At 62.8% G+C, this 22,009-nt stretch carries 20 protein-coding genes; 2 read left to right on the top strand and 18 right to left on the bottom strand.

All coding sequences use genetic code 11. From position 1 onward, the window contains the following. Positions 1 to 128: 128 nt before the first annotated feature. From hflX to dusB, 9 genes are all read right to left on the bottom strand, one after another. A complete protein-coding gene (gene hflX / locus IHE39_RS23015; RefSeq protein WP_184767658.1) occupies positions 129 to 1,520 on the bottom strand; it encodes a GTPase HflX in 1,392 nt (463 codons plus the stop codon). Next, positions 1,521 to 1,766, bottom strand: a complete 246-nt coding sequence (gene hfq / locus IHE39_RS23010) for an RNA chaperone Hfq (protein ID WP_018428055.1) — start codon at positions 1,764 to 1,766, stop codon at positions 1,521 to 1,523. Between the two features lie 139 nt (positions 1,767 to 1,905). After that, positions 1,906 to 2,769 carry a D-amino-acid transaminase gene (locus IHE39_RS23005; protein ID WP_184767657.1) on the bottom strand — a complete coding sequence of 288 codons (864 nt, stop codon included), beginning with the start codon at positions 2,767 to 2,769 and terminating at the stop codon, positions 1,906 to 1,908. Between the two features lie 79 nt (positions 2,770 to 2,848). Next, the gene (trkA, locus tag IHE39_RS23000; protein ID WP_184767656.1) at positions 2,849 to 4,225 is read right to left on the bottom strand and encodes a Trk system potassium transporter TrkA; all 1,377 of its coding nucleotides are present in this window, start codon (positions 4,223 to 4,225) and stop codon (positions 2,849 to 2,851) included. A gap of 34 nt (positions 4,226 to 4,259) precedes the next feature. Next, positions 4,260 to 5,621: a nitrogen assimilation response regulator NtrX gene (gene ntrX / locus IHE39_RS22995; RefSeq protein ID WP_184767655.1), complete on the bottom strand. Its 1,362-nt coding sequence runs from the start codon at positions 5,619 to 5,621 to the stop codon at positions 4,260 to 4,262. Then, complete coding sequence (locus IHE39_RS22990) at positions 5,611 to 7,899, bottom strand: sensor histidine kinase NtrY-like (RefSeq protein WP_192568083.1); 2,289 nt, start codon at positions 7,897 to 7,899, stop codon at positions 5,611 to 5,613. Before IHE39_RS22990 ends, ntrX begins: the two co-directional genes overlap by 11 nt. Before the next feature lie 127 nt (positions 7,900 to 8,026). Further along, a complete protein-coding gene (ntrC, locus tag IHE39_RS22985; protein WP_184767654.1) occupies positions 8,027 to 9,484 on the bottom strand; it encodes a nitrogen regulation protein NR(I) in 1,458 nt (485 codons plus the stop codon). Next, positions 9,481 to 10,623, bottom strand: a complete 1,143-nt coding sequence (locus IHE39_RS22980) for a two-component system sensor histidine kinase NtrB (protein WP_192568082.1) — start codon at positions 10,621 to 10,623, stop codon at positions 9,481 to 9,483. The genes ntrC and IHE39_RS22980 overlap by 4 nt, the downstream gene beginning before the upstream one ends. After that, on the bottom strand, positions 10,620 to 11,648 hold the full coding sequence (gene dusB / locus IHE39_RS22975; RefSeq protein ID WP_192568081.1) for a tRNA dihydrouridine synthase DusB: 1,029 nt from the start codon (positions 11,646 to 11,648) through the stop codon (positions 10,620 to 10,622). The genes IHE39_RS22980 and dusB overlap by 4 nt, the downstream gene beginning before the upstream one ends. A 140-nt stretch (positions 11,649 to 11,788) precedes the next feature. Between dusB and IHE39_RS22970 the strand changes: the two genes are divergently transcribed. After that, positions 11,789 to 13,012, top strand: coding sequence for a bifunctional 2-C-methyl-D-erythritol 4-phosphate cytidylyltransferase/2-C-methyl-D-erythritol 2,4-cyclodiphosphate synthase (locus IHE39_RS22970; protein WP_192568080.1), 1,224 nt, complete (start codon positions 11,789 to 11,791; stop codon positions 13,010 to 13,012). Continuing rightward, positions 13,009 to 13,515 (top strand): CinA family protein, encoded by a 507-nt coding sequence (locus tag IHE39_RS22965; RefSeq protein ID WP_184767650.1) that lies wholly within the window; start codon positions 13,009 to 13,011, stop codon positions 13,513 to 13,515. Before IHE39_RS22970 ends, IHE39_RS22965 begins: the two co-directional genes overlap by 4 nt. Here the strand turns inward: IHE39_RS22965 and IHE39_RS22960 are convergent. From IHE39_RS22960 to pdhA, 9 genes are all read right to left on the bottom strand, one after another. Further along, positions 13,491 to 13,952, bottom strand: coding sequence for a type II toxin-antitoxin system RatA family toxin (locus tag IHE39_RS22960; protein WP_184767649.1), 462 nt, complete (start codon positions 13,950 to 13,952; stop codon positions 13,491 to 13,493). The two genes, IHE39_RS22965 and IHE39_RS22960, sit on opposite strands and share 25 nt — an antisense overlap. Before the next feature lie 10 nt (positions 13,953 to 13,962). Next, positions 13,963 to 14,925 carry a lipoyl synthase gene (gene lipA, locus IHE39_RS22955; RefSeq protein ID WP_184767648.1) on the bottom strand — a complete coding sequence of 321 codons (963 nt, stop codon included), beginning with the start codon at positions 14,923 to 14,925 and terminating at the stop codon, positions 13,963 to 13,965. A gap of 12 nt (positions 14,926 to 14,937) precedes the next feature. Further along, entirely contained in the window at positions 14,938 to 15,219 is a 282-nt protein-coding gene (locus tag IHE39_RS22950; RefSeq protein ID WP_184767647.1) for a GlsB/YeaQ/YmgE family stress response membrane protein, read from the bottom strand. Between the two features lie 82 nt (positions 15,220 to 15,301). Next, on the bottom strand, positions 15,302 to 16,747 hold the full coding sequence (lpdA, locus tag IHE39_RS22945) for a dihydrolipoyl dehydrogenase (protein WP_184767646.1): 1,446 nt from the start codon (positions 16,745 to 16,747) through the stop codon (positions 15,302 to 15,304). Between the two features lie 16 nt (positions 16,748 to 16,763). Further along, entirely contained in the window at positions 16,764 to 17,345 is a 582-nt protein-coding gene (locus IHE39_RS22940) for a GNAT family N-acetyltransferase (protein WP_184767645.1), read from the bottom strand. 3 nt (positions 17,346 to 17,348) lie between these two features. Then, the gene (locus tag IHE39_RS22935) at positions 17,349 to 17,987 is read right to left on the bottom strand and encodes an SGNH/GDSL hydrolase family protein (RefSeq protein WP_184767644.1); all 639 of its coding nucleotides are present in this window, start codon (positions 17,985 to 17,987) and stop codon (positions 17,349 to 17,351) included. 49 nt (positions 17,988 to 18,036) lie between these two features. Next, positions 18,037 to 19,410, bottom strand: coding sequence for a pyruvate dehydrogenase complex dihydrolipoamide acetyltransferase (locus tag IHE39_RS22930; RefSeq protein WP_192568079.1), 1,374 nt, complete (start codon positions 19,408 to 19,410; stop codon positions 18,037 to 18,039). 18 nt (positions 19,411 to 19,428) lie between these two features. Beyond that, entirely contained in the window at positions 19,429 to 20,808 is a 1,380-nt protein-coding gene (locus tag IHE39_RS22925) for a pyruvate dehydrogenase complex E1 component subunit beta (RefSeq protein ID WP_184767642.1), read from the bottom strand. Between the two features lie 14 nt (positions 20,809 to 20,822). Beyond that, on the bottom strand, positions 20,823 to 21,866 hold the full coding sequence (gene pdhA / locus IHE39_RS22920) for a pyruvate dehydrogenase (acetyl-transferring) E1 component subunit alpha (RefSeq protein WP_184767641.1): 1,044 nt from the start codon (positions 21,864 to 21,866) through the stop codon (positions 20,823 to 20,825). Positions 21,867 to 22,009: the final 143 nt, after the last annotated feature.

Raw genomic sequence — 22,009 nt, 5'->3', positions numbered from 1 at the left:
CGACCTGAAGGCGTCAGACGCGCATTCTTATGGACGTTCATTCGAGGAGCCCCACTGAAGGTTGGTTGGCTTCGCAACCCCAGCTTCTCAGTCCCTCCTCGAATGAACAACCTTCATAGCTTCGACACTTAGCCCTTGTTCTTGCGTAGAATTTTCGCTGCGATCTCGTCGCGCGCCAAAGCCGTCGCCCTGAGCGTCATCGACACGCTGCCATCGTCATTGTCGGTGCGCGAGACCACGTCGCCATTGCGGTAGAGCCAGTCGATCTGGCCGAGCTGGCTCGGTTCCAGCGTGACGTCGATCGACTCGAGCTCACCCGAAACACGCTGCTCGATCAGGCCGGCCAAGGTCGGGATGCCCTCCCCGGTGATCGCCGAAATGGCGATCGGCGGGGCCTTGCGGCCGTCGGCACTGTCGGACAGCAAGCGCTCGCGGTTGCCTTCGTCGAGCTGGTCGATCTTGTTCCAGACCTCGACGACACGGTCGGTATCGGCCGCGTCGACACCGAGGTCGGTCAGGATGCGCTCGACGTCGTCGGCCTGGGCCGCAGTGTCGGGGTCGGAAATGTCACGCAGGTGGATGACAAGATCGGCCTCGACCACCTCTTCCAGCGTCGCCCGGAAGGCGGCGATCAGGTGCGTCGGCAGGTCGGAGATGAAGCCGACGGTGTCGGACAGGATGATCGGCGTGCCATGCGGTAGCCGCACCCGGCGCAAGGTCGGGTCGAGCGTCGCAAAAAGCATGTTCTCGGCCAGCACGCTGGCACCGGTCAGCCGGTTGAACAGCGTCGACTTGCCGGCATTGGTGTAACCAACGATGGCAACAACCGGGAATGGCACCTTGCGCCGCTTGGAGCGGTGCAGGTCGCGGGTGCGGACCACCGTTTCCAGCTCGCGCTTGAGCTTGATGATCTTTTCCTGCAGCGCACGCCGGTCGGATTCGATCTGCGTTTCGCCGGGACCGCCGAGGAAGCCGGCCCCGCCGCGCTGGCGTTCAAGGTGGGTCCAGCTGCGGACCAGCCGGCCCTTTTGGTAGTTGAGATGGGCAAGCTCGACCTGCAGCGTGCCTTCCTTGGTGCGGGCGCGCCGGCCGAAGATTTCGAGGATCAGCCCGGTGCGGTCGAGCACCTTGGCGTTCATCTCTTTTTCGAGGTTGCGCTGCTGCACGGGTGTCAGCGGATGGTCGACGATGACCAGCTCCGCGCCCTGCTCCTTCACGATCGTCGCGAATTCCTCGACCTTGCCGCTGCCCAGCAATGTCGCCGGGCGCGGATCGTTGAGGGTCACGATCGCGGTGTGAACGGGTTCGAGATCGATGGCGCGGGTCAGCCCGACCGCCTCGTCGCGGCGAGCCTCGGCCGAACGCTGCAACCGTGGACGCGCGCTGTCGTCGTCACCCTTGGGCTGGCGCGTCAGCACCGGCACGATGACGACCGCGCGCGTGGGGGCCTTATCGCCCCCTACCGATTCGGGTCCATTGCTGTCGCCGGCCTTGGCGCCGGCAGTCCTGTCGCGTGCCAATCAGCCGCCCTGGCTTTCCTCGCCATCGAACATCTGAACCGGCTGGCTCGGCATGATCGTGGAGATGGCATGCTTGTAGACGAGCTGCGAATGCCCGTCACGGCGCAACAAAACACAGAAATTGTCGAAGGAGGTTACTACTCCGGTCAACTTCACGCCGTTAATCAGGAAAATGGTGAGTGGGTTTTTGCTCTTGCGAACTGAATTCAGGAAAAGGTCCTGAAGATTCTGCGATCGTTCCGCCATTGTTTTTTTCTTTCGCCGATCCCTGTCTGCTGCCAATGCGCCAAATTACCGGGCCCATGTCAAGCCAGCAAACACCCCCTTGCCACAACGCGTAGCAAGCTGAACGAGATGAATTTAACCATTTACGCCCAAGCGGTTATCAGGCTTGGATTTTTTCCGCAACGTCAAAAAATGCTTCACGGAGTGAAAGCGCGACCGATCCGGGATGCCCATTGGCGACCGGCTGGCCGTCGATGGCAACGATCGGCATGATCACGGTCGTCGCCGCGGTCATGAACGCTTCGCGCGCCGACTTGGCTTCCTCAACGGTAAACCCGCGTTCCTCGACCTTCAGGCCGAGCTTCCTGGCCACGTCCATCAGTGTCGTGCGGGTGATGCCCCGCAGGATGCCGCTGTCGGCCGGGCGGGTAACAAGATGGCCGTCCTTGGTGACGATCCAGGCATTGGTCGCTGCCCCTTCGGTGACCTTGCCATCGGTGTCGACGAACCACGCCTCCTGCGCGCCGGCCTCCTTGGCCTGCTGACGCGCCAAAACGTTGGGCAGCAAGCCGACCGACTTGATGTCGACGCGGTCCCAGCGGTTTTCCGGAACAGTGATCACCTTGATGCCAGCTGCCGCCCTCTTGGCCGATGCGGCCGGATCCGTGCGCTTGGCCGTCACCACCAGCGCAGACTGCGTGGTCCCAGCCGGAAACACGTGATCGCGCGGCGCAACGCCACGCGTCACCTGGAGATAGACCATGCCATTGCTGACGCGGTTGCGGGCAATGACCTCGCGCATGATGTGGACCAGCACGGCGCGATTGACCGGCCAGGCGATCCTGAGTTCGGACAAGGAGCGATCGAGCCGATTGAGATGCCCGACGCTGTCGACGATGAAGCCGCGCGCCACCTCGCAGACCTCGTAGACTCCGTCAGCGAACTGATATCCGCGGTCCTCGATGTGCACGCCGGCATGGGCATGCGGAAGATAGCGGCCGTTGACGTAAGCTATGCGCGGCATGGTTTTCGTGTCCCCGAAATTTTCATGGGAGTTCTAGTCGAATTACGCCGCGCGGCAACGCTGAATTGGCTGGGCCAGATCAGAAGAACTCGAGGCTGACGCGGAACATTTGCTCGACCTGCTTGACCGCCTTGTCGAGCGCGAAGATGACGACGCGGTCCTTCGGCTTGATCTTCACCGAACCGCTCGGCTTGACGACATGGCCATCGCGATAGATGGCACCGATGCGCATGCCGTCGGGCAGATCGAGGTCGCGCAGCAAAGTGCCGACCAGTGGCGAGGTTTCCAGCGCCTCGGCCTCGATGATTTCGGCAGCGCCGCGCTGGATCGAGTGCACCTGCCGGATGCGACCCCGCCGCACGTGCTGGAGCACGCGTGAAATCGTCACCGCACTTGGATTGACGTGCGCGTCGATGCCAAGCGGCTTGGTCAGGTCGTGATAGGCCGGGTTGTTGATCAGCGCGAGGTTGCCCTTGCAGCCCAGGCGCTTGGCCATGACAGAAGACAGGATGTTGACCTGGTCGTTGTTGGTCAGCGCCACCATCAGGTCGGCGTCCTGGATGTCGGCCTCCATCAACAGCTTCTGGTCGAGCGCGCTGCCGTTGAGTACCACGGTCCGCCGCAGCTCGTCGGCGACCTTCACCGCCCTGTCCCGGTTCGCCTCGATGATCTTGATCTTGGTGCGGCTCTGGCGCTGTTCGAGCGTGCGGGCAACGAACAGGCCGATGTTGCCACCACCGGCAATGACGATGCGTGTCGCCTCCTGCTCGTCATGCCCGAACAGGCCAAGCGTGCGGCGAACCTGGTCCTTGGTCGTCACGACATAAGCAAGGTCGCCCGCCACCAGCTGGTCGGCAGAATGCGGAATGAACAGGCGCCCATTACGCGTCACACCAACCACCGTCGAAGGCAGATCGGGAAACAGCTCGCTGAGCTGGGCCAGGGGCGTGTTGATGACAGGGCAATCCTCCAGGCACTCGATCGCCACCATGATGATGTGGTTTTCGGCGAAGCGCACGACGTCGACAGCACCCGGCAGCGTGATGCGCCGCAGCACCATTTCGCCGACTTCCAACTCGGGCGAGATGATCACGTCGATGGGCAGGTGTTCGCGCGAAAACAGATCCTGGTAGTGCGGCTGAAGATAGGATTGCGAACGGATGCGCGCGACCTTCATCGGTACGTTGAACAGCGCGTGCGCCACTTCGCAGGCAACGATGTTGACCTCGTCGAACAGCGTCACCGCGATGATCATGTCGGCATTCTGCGCACCGGCGGCTTCAAGCACCTCCGGATGCGAGCCATGGCCGACGAAGCCACGCACGTCGAGCTGGTCGCGCACTGCGTGGATCAACTCAGGCGCCGTATCGATGATCGAGACGTCGTTCTTTTCCGCCGCCAGCCGCTCCGCGATACCGTAACCGACCTGTCCCGCCCCGCAGATGATTACGCGCATGTGATGGATTTATCCTGGCTGGCCCGCACTGTAATCACACGCCCAACGACTTGAGCTTGCGGTGAAGTGCCGATCGCTCCATGCCGATGAATTCGGCGGTCTTGGAGATGTTGCCGCCGAAGCGGTTGATCTGCGCGATGAGATACTCCTTCTCGAACATCTCGCGCGCCTCGCGCAGCGGCAGCGCCATGATGTGCTGGTCCGACTGGTTCGGTGCGCGCGGCATGACGTCGCCAATTTCGGACGGCAAAAGGTCGGCCGTGATCGGCTGCTCGGGATTGTCGCCGCGTGCGAGGATCAGCAGGCGCTCGACGTTGTTACGTAGCTGGCGAACGTTGCCGGGCCAATTGTGGGCCTGGAGCACGGCAAGCGCGTCGTCTCCGATGCGGCGTGGCTTGATGCCGGCCTGCTTGGCCATCTGCTTCATGAAGTTGTCGACGAGATAAGGAATGTCCTCGCGACGTTCGGCAAGCCCCGGCACCATGACAGGCACGACGGCAAGGCGGTGGTAGAGATCCTCACGGAAGCGCCCCTCGGCGATCATCGCCTCTAGGTTCTGCGCCGTCGACGAGATGATGCGGACATCGACCTTGACCCGTTTGGTGCCACCGACACGTTCGAACTGCTGCTCGACGAGCACGCGCAAAATCTTGTTTTGCGTTTCGCGCGGCATGTCGGCGATTTCGTCGAGGTACAGGATGCCCTGATGCGCCTCTTCCAGCGCCCCCACCTTGCGCTCGCCACCATTCGATTCGGTGCCGAACAGCTCGATCTCCATGCGCTCCGGCGTGATGGTCGCGGCATTCAGTGCCACGAACGGACCGCTCTTCCGCGACGACAAGGCATGGATGGCGCGCGCTGCCATCTCTTTGCCCGAGCCCGACGGGCCGATGATCATGATGCGGCTGTTGGTCGGCGCGACGCGATCGATGGTCTGGCGCAACTGGCTCATCGCCGACGACATGCCGATCAGGTCATGGGTCTCGCCGCTGCGCATCTTGAGGTCGGAAACCTCGCGCCTCAGCTTCGAGGTTTCGAGCGCGCGCTCGGCGATCAGGATCAGCCGGTCGGCCTTGAACGGCTTCTCGATGAAGTCGTAGGCACCGCGGCGGATCGCCGAAACGGCGGTTTCGATGTTGCCGTGACCAGAGATCATCACGACAGGCAGGTTGGGATGCAGCGTCTTGATTTCATCGAGCAGCGCCAGCCCGTCGAGCCGCGACCCCTGCAGCCAGATGTCGAGGAAAACCAGCCGCGGCGCGCGGTCCGCAATGGCGGCAAGCGCACTGTCAGCGTCGAACGCCGTGCGGGTTTCGTGGCCTTCGTCGCTCAGGATGCCCGCAACCAGTTCGCGGATGTCTTCCTCGTCGTCAACGATAAGAATATCAGACGCCATTTCCGACCTTTTCGGTTTCTCTGCCCTGCACTGCGTCGCCGGCACCCTTGGGTGCCGCAGCCTCATGGGCCGCCGCAGGCAAGATCATGCTGATCATCGCGCCGCGCCCGCCATGGAAATCGGCTGGCGCGTCGTGAAGTTCCAATCTTCCGCCGTGGTCCTCGACAATCTTCTTGACGATAGCGAGGCCGAGGCCAGTGCCTTTCTCGCGTGTCGTCATATAGGGCTCGAGCAGCCGCTGGCGATTCTCGCGCGGCAATCCCTTGCCATTGTCGATCACATCGATGCGGATCGAATTGCCGTCCCGCCGTGCCCGGATCTTTATAACCCCTGGTTCACCGGTCTGGCGTTCCGCCGCCTCGATGGCTTCGGCGGCATTCTTGATGACATTGCCAAAGGCCTGGGCCATCAGGCGGCTGTCAAAGGTTCCCTTGAGCGGTCCGGGCGTGATCTCGCGCTCGAAAGCGATGTCGGCACGGCTGACCTCGACAAGGAACGACGCCTCGCGCAACGGCTCGCGAATGTCGATCACCTTCATTTCGGGCTTCGGCATACGCGCGAAAGCCGAGAATTCATCGACCATTCGGCCTATGTCGCCGACCTGTCGGATGATCGTTTCGGTGCACTGGTCGAAGACCTCGCGGTCCTCGGTGATGACCTTGCCGTAGCGGCGGCGGATGCGCTCCGCCGACAGCTGGATCGGGGTCAGCGGGTTCTTGATCTCGTGGGCGATGCGGCGTGCGACATCGGCCCAGGCGGAGGTGCGCTGTGCCGTGACGAGATCGGTGATGTCATCGATGGTGACAACATAAGACTTGTCGCCGACTTCGCTTTCGCCCTCCTCGACCGTCACCTGCACGTTGAAGGTGCGCTCGGCACCTGCACGGTAGAAGGTGACCTGCTCGCGGTAGACGGCGCGGCCCGACTTGCGGCCGATCTCGAAGACGCGGCCGACATGCGGCAGCAGGATCGACAGGTTTTGCCCGAGCGACGAAGCAGCCGAGATCGCCAGCATCTCTTCCGCCGAGGGATTTACGATGGTGATGCTGCCATAGGGATCGACGCCGATGACACCTGCAGTGACACCCGAAAGCACGGCCTCGGAGAAGCGGCGGCGCTCGTCGATGACGTCCTTGGCGGTCAGGATCTCGTTGCGCTGCGATTTGAGCTCGAGCAGCATGTTGTTGAATGTGTCGCTCAATGCGCCGACGTCGCCATCCGACTGCCGCACCGGCACCGACACGTCGAGATTGCCTGTCGCCACTTCGTCGGCAGCACCGATCAGCTGGCGGATAGGTCGCACGATGCGGTCCGCAACGGCGATGCCGGTCCAGATGGCCGAAAGCACCACGATCAGCGTCAGGCCGAGATAAAGCAAGGCGAAGGCGATCTGCGTCGTGCGCCTGTTGGCGCCGAGATCGCGATACTCCTCGGTGTTGGCGGTGACGATCTGGCGCGCCTTGATGACCTCGGGATCGACCAGCCGGATCGTGTAGAGGTAAAGCCCCTCGATTTCGCGCAGCTTGATGATGGCGCCGACGATGTTGCGGGTCTTCGGCTCGATCAGCACCGGCTTGCCGTCGGCCGCGGTCTGGACCGCGACAGGCGGCGGTTCGGGCATGGCGAAATCGGCGCCAGTCTTGGCGCTCATGACGAAGGAACCGTCGGCGCGGATAAGCGCGGCGTGGGCAAGCGCGCGCAACTGCGCCTGCCGGCCCATGAAATCGAGGAAGCCGCTGCGGTCGAGACCGTAGAGCGCACGATTGTTGTCGAGGTCGTTGGCCATCGACAGCGTTGTGCTCTGCAGGTTGCGCGCGTTTTCCTGGACATAGGCTTCGGCGATCGACAGCGAGGAATTGACGATTGTCGTGGTGCGGATCTGGAACCAGCGGTCGAGGCCGATATCGAGGGTGATCGACGCGACGATGGCGACCAACAGTGCCGGCAGTGCTGCCACCAGCGCAAACATGGTGACGATGCGGACATGCAGCCGCGACGCAGCCTTGCCACGCTTGCGGGCCATGACGATGCGCTGGATCTCAAAGGCGATCAGCCCGACGAGGATCAGGATCAGCACGGCATTGATGCCGATCAGCGCCAGCGTCGTCGTCGAATCAGGCGTGATCGGGGTGACGCCGACCAGGATGGCGAACGACACCGCGGCCGAAACCAACGCTGCGGCAATAGCCAGCACGCCCGGAAGCGCGAGAAGGCGGCGACCTTCCTGCCGGGGTTGCGGGGGCGTTTTGTCGTTTAGAGGTTGTGCCTGGCTCGCCATGCTGCCGTGTAGAGACATTGATTGCGGCGCATCTATGCAACGCATTGTGGCGATTATGCAACATTTTCGCCGCAAGCGAAAATGTTTAGACGGGCTATCGACAGATAAGCGTGTTTGCGTGAACGCGTCAGGCGGGCCGCGACGACTTGTAGACGTTGACGCCGAGTTCGCGGATCTTCTTGCGCAGCGTGTTGCGGTTGAGCCCCAAAAGCTCGGCGGCCTTGATCTGATTGCCGCGCGTCGCCGTCATCGAGGCCAGCACCAGCGGATACTCGACCTCGGCGAGGATGCGCTGGTAGAGCCCGGGCGGCGGCAGGTCACCGGCGAACATGGCAAAATAGCGCTGCAGGAAATGCTCGACCGCCTGGCCGACCGACAGGTCGTCGGGAATGAGATTGCCGCCAGGTACGACCGGCTGTTCGCCGGTCTTGAGTTCGGACTCGATGATGTCGGCCGAAATCTCGTCCTGCGGATAGAGCGCCGCGAGGCGGCGCACCAGGTTTTCCAGCTCGCGCACATTGCCCGGCCAGGGATAGCGCTTCATCAGTTCGACGCCGCCCGAGGAGATGCGCTTGGCCTGAAGGCCTTCGCTGACGCCTTGCTTGAAAAAATGGCGGACGAGATCAGGAACATCTTCCGAGCGTTCGCGCAACGCTGGAAGACGAAGCGGTACGACATTGAGACGATAGAACAAATCCTCGCGGAATAGCCCCTGGTTGATGAGCGTGCGCAGGTCCTTGTTGGTGGCCGCGACGATGCGGACGTCGGTCTTGATCGGTGTGCGTCCGCCAACTGTGGTGTATTCGCCCTGCTGCAACACACGCAGCAGCCGCGTCTGCGCCTCCATCGGCATGTCGCCGATCTCGTCGAGGAACAGCGTGCCACCATCGGCCTGCTCGAAACGGCCGGTAGAGCGGTTCTGCGCACCCGTGAAAGCGCCCTTCTCGTGGCCGAACAGCTCGGATTCGATGAGGTCGCGCGGAATGGCCGCCATGTTGATGGCGACGAACGGCCCGTTGCGGCGGCGGCCATATTCGTGGAGCGCGCGTGCCACCAGCTCCTTGCCAGTACCCGACTCGCCCGAGATCATGACGGTGAGGTCCGTCTGCATCATGCGCGCCAGCATGCGATAGATGTCCTGCATCGCCGCCGAGCGGCCGACCAGCGGCATGGCATCGGGCTGGTCGTCCAGGCGCTGGTCGCTCTTTGGGCGCCGCGGCTCGGAAAGCGCACGGTTGACGATGCTGAGCAGTTCGGTGAGGTCGAAGGGCTTGGGCAGGTACTCGTAGGCACCCGTCTCCGAGGCGCGGATGGCGGTCATGAAGGTGTTCTGCGCACTCATCACGATGACCGGCAGCTCCGGGCGTGCCTTTTTGATGCGCGGTAGCATGTCGAAGGCGTTTTCGTCGGGCATCACCACGTCGGTGATGACAAGATCGCCCTCGCCGGCGGCCACCCAGCGCCAAAGCGTCGCGGCGTTGGAGGTGACGCGGACCTCGTGACCCATGCGCGACAACGCCTGGTTGAGCACGGTGCGGATCGCCGCATCGTCGTCGGCGACAAGGATGTTTCCGCGCACGCTCATCGATGGGCTCCTTCGCTGTCTTCGTCGAGATGCACGGGCAATTCCTTCCAGGCGGGCATCAGGATGCGGAAGGTGGTGCCGCGCGGCGTCGAATCGCACTCGATCACTCCGCCATGGTCGCCGACGATCTTAGCGACCAGCGCGAGGCCGAGGCCCGAGCCGTTGGGCTTGGTGGTGATGAAAGGGTCGAACAGGATCGGCAGGATGTCTTCCGACACGCCCGAGCCATTGTCGTGAACACAGAACTCCAGCGGCAGCGAGACGCGATCCTGGGTGCCAGGGATCGACATGCGGATCCCGGGCTTGAAGGCGGTCGAAAGCGTAATCTCGCCATGCGGGTCATGGCCGATCGCCTCGGCGGCGTTCTTGACCAGGTTAAGGAAGACCTGGATCAGCTGGTCGCGATTGGCATAAACAGGTGGCAGCGATGGATCGTAATCCTCCAGGATCTTGATCCCATTGGCAAAGCCGTTCCTGGCCAGCGCCTTCACATGGTCGAGCACGACGTGGATATTGACGGGATAGCGGTCGATCGGCCGCTCGTCGGAAAACACTTCCATGCGGTCGACAAGCGAAACGATCCTGTCGGTTTCATCGATGATCAGCCGGGTCAGCGAACGATCGTCGTCGGAGGCATTCAGCTCGAGAAGCTGTGCCGCGCCCCTGATACCGGAAAGCGGGTTCTTGATCTCATGCGCCAGCATGGCGGCAAGCCCGGTGACCGAGCGCGCAGCACCGCGATGAGTCATCTGACGGTCGATCTTGTCGGCCATCGAGCGTTCCTGGAACATCACGACCACCGAACCCGGCAGCTCCGACGCCGGAGCGACGTAAAGGTCGACCATCTTCTCGATGCCGAGCCGGGGCGAAGAGACATCGACGCGGTACTCGTTAACAGGCGTGTTGCGTACACGCACCTGCTCAACCAGTTGCAGGATGGGGCTGCCAAAGGGCACGAAACGCGACAGCTCGCTGCGCGACAGCATTGCCGCGCTGGAGCGGAAGAAATCCTCGGCGTCGGCGTTGGCGAAGGTGATGAAATTGTCCGGCCCGATCATGATGACCGGGCGGCGGATCGTGTTGAGCACAATCTGCGCGGCATCGACCTGACGGGACGTAGGCACTCGGTCGAAGCTCATGCCGCATTCCTCTCAAAGGCACTTTCGCCAAAAGCCGCAAGCGCTTCACGCAATGAAGAAATCACCTGCTGCGGCTCAAACGAGGTCAACACACTGCGGCGCAGTTCATCAGGCAGTTCGGTGGTGTGGCGATCGAGATACCAGCCGAGGTGCTTGCGCGCCTGGCGCAGGCCGCTCTCGATGCCGTAGAGCACCAACATGTCCTCGTAGTGGGCAACGATATAGTCGGCCATATCAAGGGATGACCGGGGCACTGCAGTTGCAGCGCTCTTACCTGCGGCGGCGGCGATCGTGCCTGCGGTCCATGGTGCGCCGTAGTGCGAGCGCCCTGCCATGACCGCATCGGCGCCCGATTGTTCGAGGATGCCGGCGGCATCTTCAGCTGTTGCCACATCGCCATTGGCGACAACGGGAATGCTGACCGCCTGCTTGACCCTTGCAATGGCGCGCCAATCGGCCTTGCCCTGATAGAACTGGCAGCGCGTGCGGCCGTGTACAGTGACCATCCTGACGCCGGCCTGCTCGGCGCGCCGGGCCAGTTCAGGCGCGTTGAGCACATCATCGTCCCAGCCCAGACGCATCTTGAGGGTCACGGGTACGTCGACGGCGCCCACGACGGCGTCGATCAAGGTCAGCGCGTAGTCGAGGTCGCGCATCAGCGCCGAGCCGGCATAGCCGCCGGTAACCTTCTTTGCCGGGCAACCCATGTTGATATCGATTACATCGGCACCTTCGCCAACGGCGATGCGCGCCGCTTCGGCCATGTGGGCTGCCTCGCGGCCGGCCAACTGCACCATGTGGACCGGCAAGCCGGAATGGCGGATGCGAAAACCGCTGGAGCCACGCCCTTTGGCGAGTTCACCGCTGGCGACCATCTCCGACACGACCAGACCGGCGCCATGGGCATAAGCGCGCGTGCGAAATGCCTCGTCGGTGACACCCGACATCGGCGCCAGGAACACCCGATTGCGGATCGTCACATCGCCGATCGAAAGCGGCTCACCGAGTTTTTCCAGATCAGTCATGCACAAAAACAAAGCACCATTCACCGATGCACAATGAGTAGCCACTGTTAGATCATTGTGCAACTGCGAAATGACAGCCGAATGCGGCGCTTTCTGGATTCCTCTGGCCTTACGCAGGCCTCGCGGCTAAGCCTCTGCTCATGAATCCGAAGCCGTTTCCGAACCCGCAGAATTCCAAGGTCGCCGTCGTCGTCGTAGCGGCGGGGCGCGGCGAGCGCGCCGGCCAGGCTGACGGTCCGAAGCAATATCGCCGGATCGGCGGCAAAGCGGTGATCTGGCACACGCTGAAGGCATTTCTCGACCATCCGCGCGTCGGTTCGATCGCCGTTGCCATCCACGCCGACGATGGCGAGCTTTTTGCAACGGCGGCCGGCGAGCTGGCCGCGCAAGTCACCACAGTCGTCGGCGGCGCCACACGCCAGGATTCGACGCGCTTTGCGCTCATCGCCTTGCAGGAAGCCAAGCCGCACGCCGTGCTGATCCATGACGGCGTCAGGCCGTTCATCGGCCCCGAGGTCATCGACCGCGCCATAGCGGGGATCGACGCCAGCCACGGCTCGCTGCCGTCGCTGCCGGTATCTGATACGTTGAAGAAGGAAGCCTTCGACCGCACGGTCGCCGAGACCGTACCGCGTGCTGGGCTGCATTCGGCGCAAACACCGCAAGGCTTTCCATTCGAGCCGATCTTTTCCGCGCACCAGCGCGCCTTCGAGGCTGGGCGCAGCGACTTCACCGACGATTCCGCCATCGCCGAATGGGCCGGCATCCCGGTGCGCCTGGTGCTCGGCTCGCCGGACAACGTCAAACTCACCTGGGCTAAGGACATCGCCATGGCCGACCAGCGCCTTTCCGGCCAAGCAACCAGCTTTCCCGACGTTCGCACCGGCAACGGCTACGATGTGCACTCGTTCGAAGCGGGCGATCACGTCTGGCTGTGCGGTGTGAAGATCGCGCATTCAAAGAAACTGAACGGTCATTCCGACGCCGATGTTGGTCTGCACGCACTGACCGACGCGCTGCTTGCCACCTGCGGAGCCGGCGACATCGGCACCCATTTCCCACCATCCGACCCGCAGTGGAAGGGCGCTGCTTCGCGCCAGTTCGTCGAGCACGCGGCAAAGATTGTTCGTGGTCGTGGCGGCCGCATCGCCAACGCCGACATCACGCTGATCTGCGAGGCGCCGAAGGTCGGACCGCATCGCGAGGCGATGACGGCTGAACTTTCGGACATGCTGCACATTTCGCCCGACCGCATCTCGATCAAGGCAACCACCAACGAGAGGTTGGGGTTCATCGGCCGCGAGGAAGGTATCGCAGCGATTGCCACCGCAAGCGTGGTCTATCCCGGCGAATTGCCGGAATGAGCGACGTCTCCGCCCTCGCCTCGACCTTGCTCGACGCCTGCCTTGCCCAGGGCACGATGATCGCAACTGCCGAAAGCTGCACCGGCGGCATGATCATTGCAGCGCTGACCGACATCGCCGGTTCGTCAGCCGTCGTCGATCGCGGCTTCATCACCTATTCCAACGACGCCAAGATGGACATGCTCGGCGTCTCCGAAGCGACGCTCAAGGCGCATGGCGCCGTGTCGCGCGAAACGGCGCTAGAAATGGCAGCCGGCGCGCTTGCCCATTCGCGGGCCGGCCTGGCGCTGGCTGTAACGGGCGTTGCCGGTCCAGGCGGCGGCTCGGCCGAAAAGCCTGTCGGCCTCGTCTGGTTCGCTGTCGCCAGGAAAGGAATGCCTGTCGAAGCCGAGTTCCGGATCTTCGATGAAAAGGGCCGTGACTTCATCCGTCGCGAGACGGTCAGGACGGCACTTGGGTTAGGACTGCGCGCAGTGGGTCAGGCCGGCTTCACTGGCCCATAGATCGCATCCGCCCGCTTTTCGAAGGCTTCGGCGAACATGCGGAAGGCGCGGTCGAACATCGTGCCCATCAGTGCGCCCAGGATGCGGTTCTTGAACTCGTAGTCGATGAAGAACTCGACGCCGGAGCCGCCGTCGGGTGCCGCGACGAATTTCCATTCATTGGTGAGATAGCGGAACGGACCATCGAGATATTTGACGTCGATGGTGTTCTCCGCAGGCGTGAGCAGAACCTGGGTGGTGAAGGTCTCGCGGAACGCCTTGTAGCCGACGGTCATGTCGGCAACGAGAATCTCGCGCCCGTCGCGCTCGCGCCGCGAGCGGACGTTGAGCGCTTCGCAAAGCGGCAGAAACTCAGGATACCTCTCCACGTCGGCAACCAGGGCGAACATCTTGTCAGGCGGATGGCCGACATGGCGCGTGGTTTCAAATTTTGGCATTCCGCGCTGATCAGGCCTTTTTGGCGAGCAGCGCTTCACGCGCGGCTCGCAGCTTGGCGAAATCGTCGCCGGCATGATGCGACGAGCGCGTCAGCGGGCTCGACGCGACAAGCAGGAAGCCCTTGGACTTGCCGACAGTGGCGTAGGATGCGAATTCGTCCGGCGTCACGAATTTCTTGACCGGATGGTGCTTCTTCGACGGCTGCAGATACTGGCCGATGGTCATGAAGTCGACATTGGCAGTGCGCAGGTCGTCCATCAGCTGAAGGATTTCGTGACGTTCCTCACCCAGGCCGACCATGATGCCGGACTTGGTAAAGATCGAGGGATCAAGTTCCTTGACCCGCTGCAACAGGCGGATCGAATGGAAGTAACGCGCGCCGGGACGCACCGTCAGGTAGTTCGACGGCACGGTTTCCAGATTATGGTTGAAGACATCCGGACGGGCGGCAACGACGATCTCAAGCGCGCCTTCCTTGCGCAGGAAATCCGGCGTCAGGATTTCGATCGTCGTCTGCGGCGTAAGCCTGCGGATGGCGTGGATGACGTCGGCGAAATGCTGGGCGCCACCGTCGGCGAGATCGTCGCGATCGACCGAGGTGATGACGACATGGGTCAGGCCCATCTTGGCCACGGCCTGGGCAACGCTCTCCGGCTCATTGGGATCGACGGCGGTCGGGATGCCGGTCGCGACATTACAGAAGGCGCAGGCGCGGGTGCAGATCTCGCCCAGGATCATGAAGGTGGCGTGCTTCTTTTCCCAGCACTCGCCGATGTTGGGGCAGCCGGCCTCTTCGCAGACGGTCACCAGCTTGTGTGACTTCACGATCTCGCGCGTTTCCTGATAGCCACGCGAGACCGGCGCCTTGACGCGGATCCAGTCCGGCTTGCGCAGAACTTCCTGGTCGGGCCGATGGGCCTTTTCCGGGTGCCGCACGCGCGGACGGTCTTTGAGATCGAGAACGGTGACCATCAGTCTATCCTATCAAGGCCGCGGCGATTGCGAGCGGCCGAAAATCCAGAGCAGGATCAGCGCGCCGGCGATGGCGACGATGAGATTGCCCATGAACCCGTAATAATTGATACCGAGCAGCCCCGCCAGAGTGCCGCCGACAAACGATCCGGCGATGCCAACGAGGATGTTGGTCAAGAAGCCATGGTCGCGATTCATCGTGCGCTCGGCGACGTAGCCGGCAAGGAATCCGACCAGCAGCATGCCGAAGAAGCCGACGCCCGGCATGCCCATGATCCCGTAACTCTGTTCCATCAGTCGTCTCCGGCCAGTCGCGGACGTTCTGCTGATATAGTTCCATCAGGCGCGCCGCAACAGGCGCGCCGATGCGTGGGCGTTATGCGTTGAGCGCACGTCCGTAGGCGTCGAGCACGCTTTCCTTCATCGTTTCCGAGATCGTCGGATGCGGGAAGATGGTGTGCATCAGTTCTTCTTCGGTGGTCTCAAGGTTCATCGCGACGACAAAACCCTGGATCAGCTCGGTGACTTCGGCACCGACGAGATGCGCGCCAAGCAGCTGGCCGGTCTTCTTGTCGAAGATGGTCTTGACCATGCCCTGGTCCTCGCCGAGCGCGATCGCCTTGCCGTTGGCAACGAAGGGGAAGCGTCCGACGCGGATGTCCTTGCCCTCGGCCTTGGCCCTGGCTTCGGTCAGACCGACGGAAGCGACCTGCGGGTTGCAGTAGGTGCAGCCCGGGATCTTGAGCTTGTCCATCGGATGGACATTCGGCAGGCCGGCGATCTTTTCAACGCAGATGACGGCCTCGTGCTCGGCCTTGTGCGCGAGCATGGGCGGGCCGGCGACGTCGCCGATGGCGTAGATGCCAGGCACGTTGGTCTTGCCGTAGCCGTCGATGATGATGCAGCCGCGCTCGGTCTTCACGCCAAGTGCTTCGAGACCGATGTTTTCGATGTTGCCCTGGACGCCGACGGCCGAGATCATCCGGTCGGCGGTGATCTTCTCGACCTTGCCGTCCTTCATCTCGACATGAGCGGTGACCGAATTGGCGCCCTTCTCGACCTTGGTGACCTTGGCCTCGAGATGGATCTTCATGCCCTGCTTTTCGAACTGCTTCTTGGCGAAGGCCGAGATTTCGGCATCCTCGACCGGCATGACGGCAGGCATCACCTCGACGACGGTCACCTCGACACCCATCGTGCGATAGAACGAGGCGAATTCGATGCCGATGGCACCCGAGCCCATGACCAGCAGCGACTTCGGCATTTCCGGCGGCACCATCGCCTCGAAATAGGTCCAGATCAGCTTGCCGTCCGGCTCGATGCCGGGCAGCGCGCGCGGCCGCGCACCAGTGGCGACAATGATGTGCTTGGCTGAGTAGGTGCCCTCGCCCAACGTGTTCTTGGGCAGTGGCGCCTGCGGCTCCATCGGCTTCTTCGACGACTTGGAAACGACGATCTGGCTGGGCTTGGTCAGCTTGGCTTCGCCCCAGATGACGTCGACCTTGTTCTTCTTCATCAGGAAGCCAACGCCGCCATTCATGCGCTGGGCGATGCCGCGCGAACGCTCGACGATGGCCTTGAGGTCGGGCGAGATCGAGCCCTCGAGCTTCAGGCCGTAATTCTTGGCGTGCTCGGCGAGATGCAGCACCTCGGCGGAGCGCAGCAGCGCCTTGGTCGGGATACAGCCCCAGTTGGAGCAGATGCCGGCGAGGTGCTCGCGCTCGACGACGGCGGTCTTGAGGCCGAGCTGGGCGGCACGGATCGCCGCGATGTAGCCGCCGGGGCCGGAGCCGATGATGATGACGTCGTAATTGTCAGCCATTGAGTGTGCCTCTTGTTCAGGTCGCGCTGCGCGTGAGCAGCACCCAGTCGTGTTGCTTACTGTAGGTGTCGGTCGATACGGATGGCTGGCGCGCGATTTCCTCGAAACCGCAGGATTTGTAGAGGCCGAGTGCCACGTCGTTGTCGCTTTCGGTGATCAGGCTGACCGGCCGAACGCCGGCGCGCACGAGCTCATGATCGACAAGCTTTCGGCCGATGCCGCGTCCGCGATGCTGCGAATAGACCCCGACACTGTCGATGAACCAATGCCCGATAGCCTGTTGCTGGAGCACGAGGATCGGCTCGAACACCTGGTGGGGCGCTTCCTCGTCGGCGAAGGATGGCTCGACGACATGGCCGATCACCACGCCGGCGATCTCTTCATCAACCTGGGCGAGGCTGGCATTCTTCCAGCCGGCACGGTCGTCGTCGCAGCTCAGCTGATTGCGGCCATGTTCGAGCGCGGTCTGCGCAGTGCCTTCCAGCACAGCGCCATACCAGAGCCATGACGCAAGCCCGTGCGACGACAGGTCGACGAGGATGGCAAGCTCGGCGGCGTCGCGCCGCTCAGCCTTGCGGATGGTGACAACGCCGGCCAAACCCTAGAGCTCCAGCATCACGCGCACGATCGGCGCAAGCGCGTGGCCGATCGCCCGCGTGTTCTCGACATCGAGGTGGACGCCGTCGAGCGGCGTGGTTTCGGCTACCGAGCCGGCATCGAAGAAGCCGCAACCGACCTCGTCGGCAAGCGCCGCATAGAGCGGTGCCAGTTGCTTGGAGGCCTCGTCGCCGCCGGCGAACATGTCCTTGAACTCGGCATTTTCGGTGCGACTGACGGCGGGAGGCGAAACGAGCAGGATCTGGGGCGCCGGATAGTCCATGCCGTGATCATAGCCAAGGACGATCGAGACCAGCCGCGCCATGCCCTGCTTGGCGGCCAGCGGGTTGCCGTGGATCCATGGCTTCATGTCGTTGGCGCCGAGCATGATGACGACAACATCGATCGGCGCATGCGTGCCGAGGATCGTCGGCAACAGGCGCGCGCCGTTTCGGTCGGCGGCAGCGAGATGGTCGTCGAAAGCCGTGGTGCGGCCGTTGAGGCCCTCGGCAATGACATTGACGCCGGCGCCGAGTTCCGTCTGCAGGACGCTCGGCCAACGGTCTTCAAAGGCATGACGGCCAGGCCCCGCGGCATCGTAGCCCCAGGTCAGCGAGTCGCCGTAGCAAAGCACAGTCTTCATGATCGAAGTCCTCGAATCCCCTCCCTTGCGGGAGGGGAAATGGGGAAAACTACACCAGCATGCCCATCGGGTTTTCGATAAAGCGCCTGAAGGCCGAGAGAAGTTCGGCACCGAGCGCACCATCGACAGCGCGGTGGTCGGTCGACAGCGTCACCGACATCACATTGGCGATCTTGATCTCGCCGCCCTTGACGACCGCCCGCTCCTCACCCGCGCCGACAGCCAGGATGGTGGCGTGCGGCGGGTTGATGACAGCCGAGAAGTCCTTGATGCCGAACATGCCGAGGTTGGACACGGCACTGGTGCCGCCCTGGTATTCCTCGGGCTTGAGCTTGCGGTTGCGGGCCCGGCCGGCAAGGTCCTTCATCTCGTTGGAGATGACCGACAGCGTCTTGATGTCAGCCTGACGGATGATCGGGGTGATCAGGCCGCCCGGGATCGACACGGCGACACCGACATCGGCGTGCTTGTGCTTGACCATCGCCTGATCGGTCCACGACACATTTGCATCCGGAACGGCCGTCAGCGCCAGCGCCATGGCCTTGATGATCATGTCGTTGACCGACAGCTTGTAGGCCGGCACGTCGCCCTTTTCGGTCTTGCGCACCGGAGCCGCCGCGTTGAGCTGGGCGCGGAGCGCCAGCAGCGCGTCGATCTCGCAATCGAGCGTCAGGTAGAAATGCGGGATCGTGCTCTTGGCTTCGACCAGACGACGCGCAATCGTCTTGCGCATGTTGTCGTGCGGGATGAGCTCGTAGCTGCCTTCTTCGAACAGCTTGAGCACTTGGTCGTCCGACATGCCTTTCGGCGCAGGCGCAGCAGCACCTGCTGTCGGAGCCTTGGCAGCAGGTGCGGCCTTGGCGCCACCACCTGCAATCGCTGCTTCGACGTCGGCCTTGACGACACGGCCATGCGGGCCGGTGCCGGCAACGGCCAGAATGTCGACATTGGCATCCTTGGCAATGCGGCGGGCAAGCGGCGATGCAAAAGTGCGACCGTCGGCTGCCGATGCGGCAGAACCGTTGGTGGCAGCGGCGGCGGGCGCAGCTGCCGGAGCAGCGGCAACCGGCGCAGCAGCAGGAGCCGCAAGCGCGGCCGCTGCGGCCGGAGCTTCGGCCTTGGCAGCCTCTGCCTTTGCAGGAGCGGCATCACCGCCCTTGGCTGCGGCAGCGACATCTTCGCCTTCGCCGGCGAGGATCGCGATCAGCGCGTTGACCTTGACGCCTTCGGTGCCGGCCGGAACCAGCAGCTTGGCGACAACGCCTTCATCGACGGATTCGACTTCCATCGTCGCCTTGTCGGTTTCGATCTCGGCGATCACGTCGCCGGGCGAAACCTTGTCGCCTTCCTTGACCAGCCATTTGGCCAGATTGCCCTCTTCCATGGTCGGCGAAAGGGCAGGCATGGTGATATTGATCGGCATGATGACCTCCCGCCCGTGTCAGCGATACGTGACTGCTTTGACCGCCTCGATCACTTCGCCGACATTCGGCAGAGCGAGCTTTTCGAGATTGGCGGCGTAAGGCATCGGCACGTCCTTGCCGGCAATGGTGATGACAGGCGCATCGAGATGGTCGAAGGCGCGCTGCGACACCTGGTTGGCAATGTGATCGCCGACCGAGGACTGCGGGAAGCCCTCTTCGACGACAACCAGCCTGTTGGTCTTCTTGACCGAGGCGATGATGGTGTCGAAGTCGAGCGGACGGATGGTGCGCAGGTCGATGATTTCGGCATCGATGCCCATGCCGCGCAGTTCGGCTTCAGCCTTGATCGCGTAGGTCATGCCGATGCCGAACGAGACGATAGTGACGTCCTTGCCGGTCTTGTGGATGCGCGCCTTGCCGATCGGCAGCACGAAATCGTCCAGCTTCGGCACGTCGAAGGAGTGACCGTAGAGGATTTCGTTTTCAAGGAAGATGACCGGGTTCGGATCGCGAATCGCAGCCTTTAGCAGTCCCTTGGCGTCGGCGGCCGAATACGGCATCACCACCTTGAGGCCCGGGATATGGCTGTACCATGCCGCATAGCACTGCGAGTGCTGGGCGGCGACGCGGGCGGCCGCACCGCTGGGCCCACGGAAGACGATCGGCGCGCCCATCTGGCCACCCGACATGTAGAGCGTCTTGGCGGCCGAATTGACGATCTGGTCGATCGCCTGCATGGCGAAGTTGAAGGTCATGAACTCGACGATCGGCTTCAAACCGGCCATCGCAGCGCCGACGCCGACGCCGGCAAAGCCGTGCTCGGTGATCGGCGTATCGACGACACGGCGCGGACCGAATTCCTGCAGCAGGCCTTGGGTGATCTTGTAGGCGCCCTGGTACTCGGCAACCTCCTCACCCATGATGAAGACGTCGCCATCGCGGCGCATCTCTTCGGCCATTGCGTCGCGCAGAGCTTCGCGGACAGTCGTCGACACCATTTCGGTGCCGGCGGGGATGTCGGGATCGGCGGCGACTTCGGTCTTCGGCGCGGCAGCAACCGGGGCGGCGGCAGCCGGAGCAGCGGCGGGCGCCGCGGCGGCAGGTGCCTCAGCCTTGGCAGGCGCAGCACCCTTGCCGATATCGGCAGCGCTTTCGCCATCCTGCAGCAGCACGGCGATCGGCGTGTTGACCTTGACGCCTTCGGTGCCGGCAGCAATCAGCTGCTTGCCCAAGGTGCCTTCATCAACGGCTTCCACTTCCATGGTCGCCTTGTCGGTTTCGATTTCAGCGATGACGTCGCCGGCGACGATCTTGTCGCCTTCGTTCTTCAACCACTTCGACAGATTGCCCTCTTCCATCGTCGGCGAGAGCGCAGGCATGAGAATTTCGATTGGCATCTTTTCGCCCTCCCTTAGATCAGAATGTCCGTCCACAGCTCGGAAACATCCGGCTCTGGATCGGTCTGAGCAAAGTCTGCGGCGTCAGCCACAATGTCGCGAACGTCCTTGTCGACCGCCTTGAGGTCGTCTTCGCTGGCCCACTTCTTGGCGATGAGGCGTGCCTTGACCTGTTCGATCGGGTCGTGCTCGGAGCGCATCTTTTGCACTTCGTCCTTGGAGCGGTACTTCGCCGGGTCGGACATCGAGTGGCCGCGGTAACGGTAGGTCTGCATCTCCAGGATGATGGGGCCATTGCCGGAGCGACACCATTCGGTGGCCAGATCGCCGGCGGCCTTGACCGCACGCACATCCATGCCGTCGACCTGGATACCGGGAACCTTGAAGGAGACGCCGCGCTGCGAGAAATCGGTCTCGGCCGAAGCGCGCGAGACCGCGGTGCCCATGGCGTAGCGGTTGTTTTCGATGACGTAGATCACCGGCAGCTTCCACAGCGAAGCCATGTTGAAGCTTTCGTAGACCTGGCCCTGGTTGGCAGCGCCGTCGCCGAAATAGGTCACCGAGACATTCGGGTTTTCACGGTAGCGGTTGGCGAAGGCCAGACCCGTGCCGAGCGACACCTGGGCGCCGACGATGCCGTGGCCACCGTAAAAATGCTTTTCCTTGGAGAACATGTGCATGGAGCCGCCCTTGCCTTTCGACAAGCCGCCCCGACGCCCGGTCAGTTCCGCCATGACGCCGCGCGCCGACAGACCCATGGCAAGCATGTGGCCGTGATCGCGGTAGGCGGTGATCATCTGGTCGCCTTCGATCAGCGACATCTGCAGGCCGGTAACGACCGCCTCCTGACCAATGTAAAGGTGACAGAAGCCGCCGATGAAGCCCATGCCGTAGAGCTGGCCGGCCTTTTCCTCGAAGCGACGGATCAGAAGCATCTCGCGATATGCGGCGAGGTCCTGTTCCTTGGTGAACTCGACCGGCTTGGGTGTGACCGGCGCTGAAAGGGATTTTGAGTCAGACTTAGATTTGGCAGGCGCTTTTTTGGCTGCGGTGGCCATGCATCACTCCCTAGTGGCGTCTCTTTGCGGACAATGAGGAGATCATGCATAATCTCTCCTCTCCATGACCAAACGCTAGCATGGTGAGTGACGCTGCGCCATGCGGAAAAATGCATAGCAGGCATGCGGTTAAGCGTCTAAAA

This window comes from Aminobacter carboxidus, from assembly GCF_014863355.1.
Taxonomy (GTDB): Bacteria; Pseudomonadota; Alphaproteobacteria; order Rhizobiales; family Rhizobiaceae; genus Aminobacter; species Aminobacter carboxidus.
Note: the sequence above shows the minus strand (reverse complement) of the source record. Positions and strands in the feature narration are given on the sequence as shown.

Excerpts from the sequence above, each read along its gene's own strand:
- hfq (WP_018428055.1), bottom strand. The coding sequence starts at position 1,766 with ATGGCGGAACGATCGCAGAATCTTCAGGACCTTTTCCTGAATTCAGTT.
- IHE39_RS23005 (WP_184767657.1), bottom strand. The coding sequence starts at position 2,769 with ATGCCGCGCATAGCTTACGTCAACGGCCGCTATCTTCCGCATGCCCAT.
- trkA (WP_184767656.1), bottom strand. The coding sequence starts at position 4,225 with ATGCGCGTAATCATCTGCGGGGCGGGACAGGTCGGTTACGGTATCGCG.
- ntrX (WP_184767655.1), bottom strand. The coding sequence starts at position 5,621 with ATGGCGTCTGATATTCTTATCGTTGACGACGAGGAAGACATCCGCGAA.
- IHE39_RS22990 (WP_192568083.1), bottom strand. The coding sequence starts at position 7,899 with ATGGCGAGCCAGGCACAACCTCTAAACGACAAAACGCCCCCGCAACCC.
- ntrC (WP_184767654.1), bottom strand. The coding sequence starts at position 9,484 with ATGAGCGTGCGCGGAAACATCCTTGTCGCCGACGACGATGCGGCGATC.
- IHE39_RS22980 (WP_192568082.1), bottom strand. The coding sequence starts at position 10,623 with ATGAGCTTCGACCGAGTGCCTACGTCCCGTCAGGTCGATGCCGCGCAG.
- dusB (WP_192568081.1), bottom strand. The coding sequence starts at position 11,648 with ATGACTGATCTGGAAAAACTCGGTGAGCCGCTTTCGATCGGCGATGTG.
- IHE39_RS22970 (WP_192568080.1), top strand. The coding sequence starts at position 11,789 with ATGAATCCGAAGCCGTTTCCGAACCCGCAGAATTCCAAGGTCGCCGTC.
- IHE39_RS22965 (WP_184767650.1), top strand. The coding sequence starts at position 13,009 with ATGAGCGACGTCTCCGCCCTCGCCTCGACCTTGCTCGACGCCTGCCTT.
- IHE39_RS22960 (WP_184767649.1), bottom strand. The coding sequence starts at position 13,952 with ATGCCAAAATTTGAAACCACGCGCCATGTCGGCCATCCGCCTGACAAG.
- lipA (WP_184767648.1), bottom strand. The coding sequence starts at position 14,925 with ATGGTCACCGTTCTCGATCTCAAAGACCGTCCGCGCGTGCGGCACCCG.
- IHE39_RS22950 (WP_184767647.1), bottom strand. The coding sequence starts at position 15,219 with ATGGAACAGAGTTACGGGATCATGGGCATGCCGGGCGTCGGCTTCTTC.
- lpdA (WP_184767646.1), bottom strand. The coding sequence starts at position 16,747 with ATGGCTGACAATTACGACGTCATCATCATCGGCTCCGGCCCCGGCGGC.
- IHE39_RS22935 (WP_184767644.1), bottom strand. The coding sequence starts at position 17,987 with ATGAAGACTGTGCTTTGCTACGGCGACTCGCTGACCTGGGGCTACGAT.
- IHE39_RS22930 (WP_192568079.1), bottom strand. The coding sequence starts at position 19,410 with ATGCCGATCAATATCACCATGCCTGCCCTTTCGCCGACCATGGAAGAG.
- IHE39_RS22925 (WP_184767642.1), bottom strand. The coding sequence starts at position 20,808 with ATGCCAATCGAAATTCTCATGCCTGCGCTCTCGCCGACGATGGAAGAG.
- pdhA (WP_184767641.1), bottom strand. The coding sequence starts at position 21,866 with ATGGCCACCGCAGCCAAAAAAGCGCCTGCCAAATCTAAGTCTGACTCA.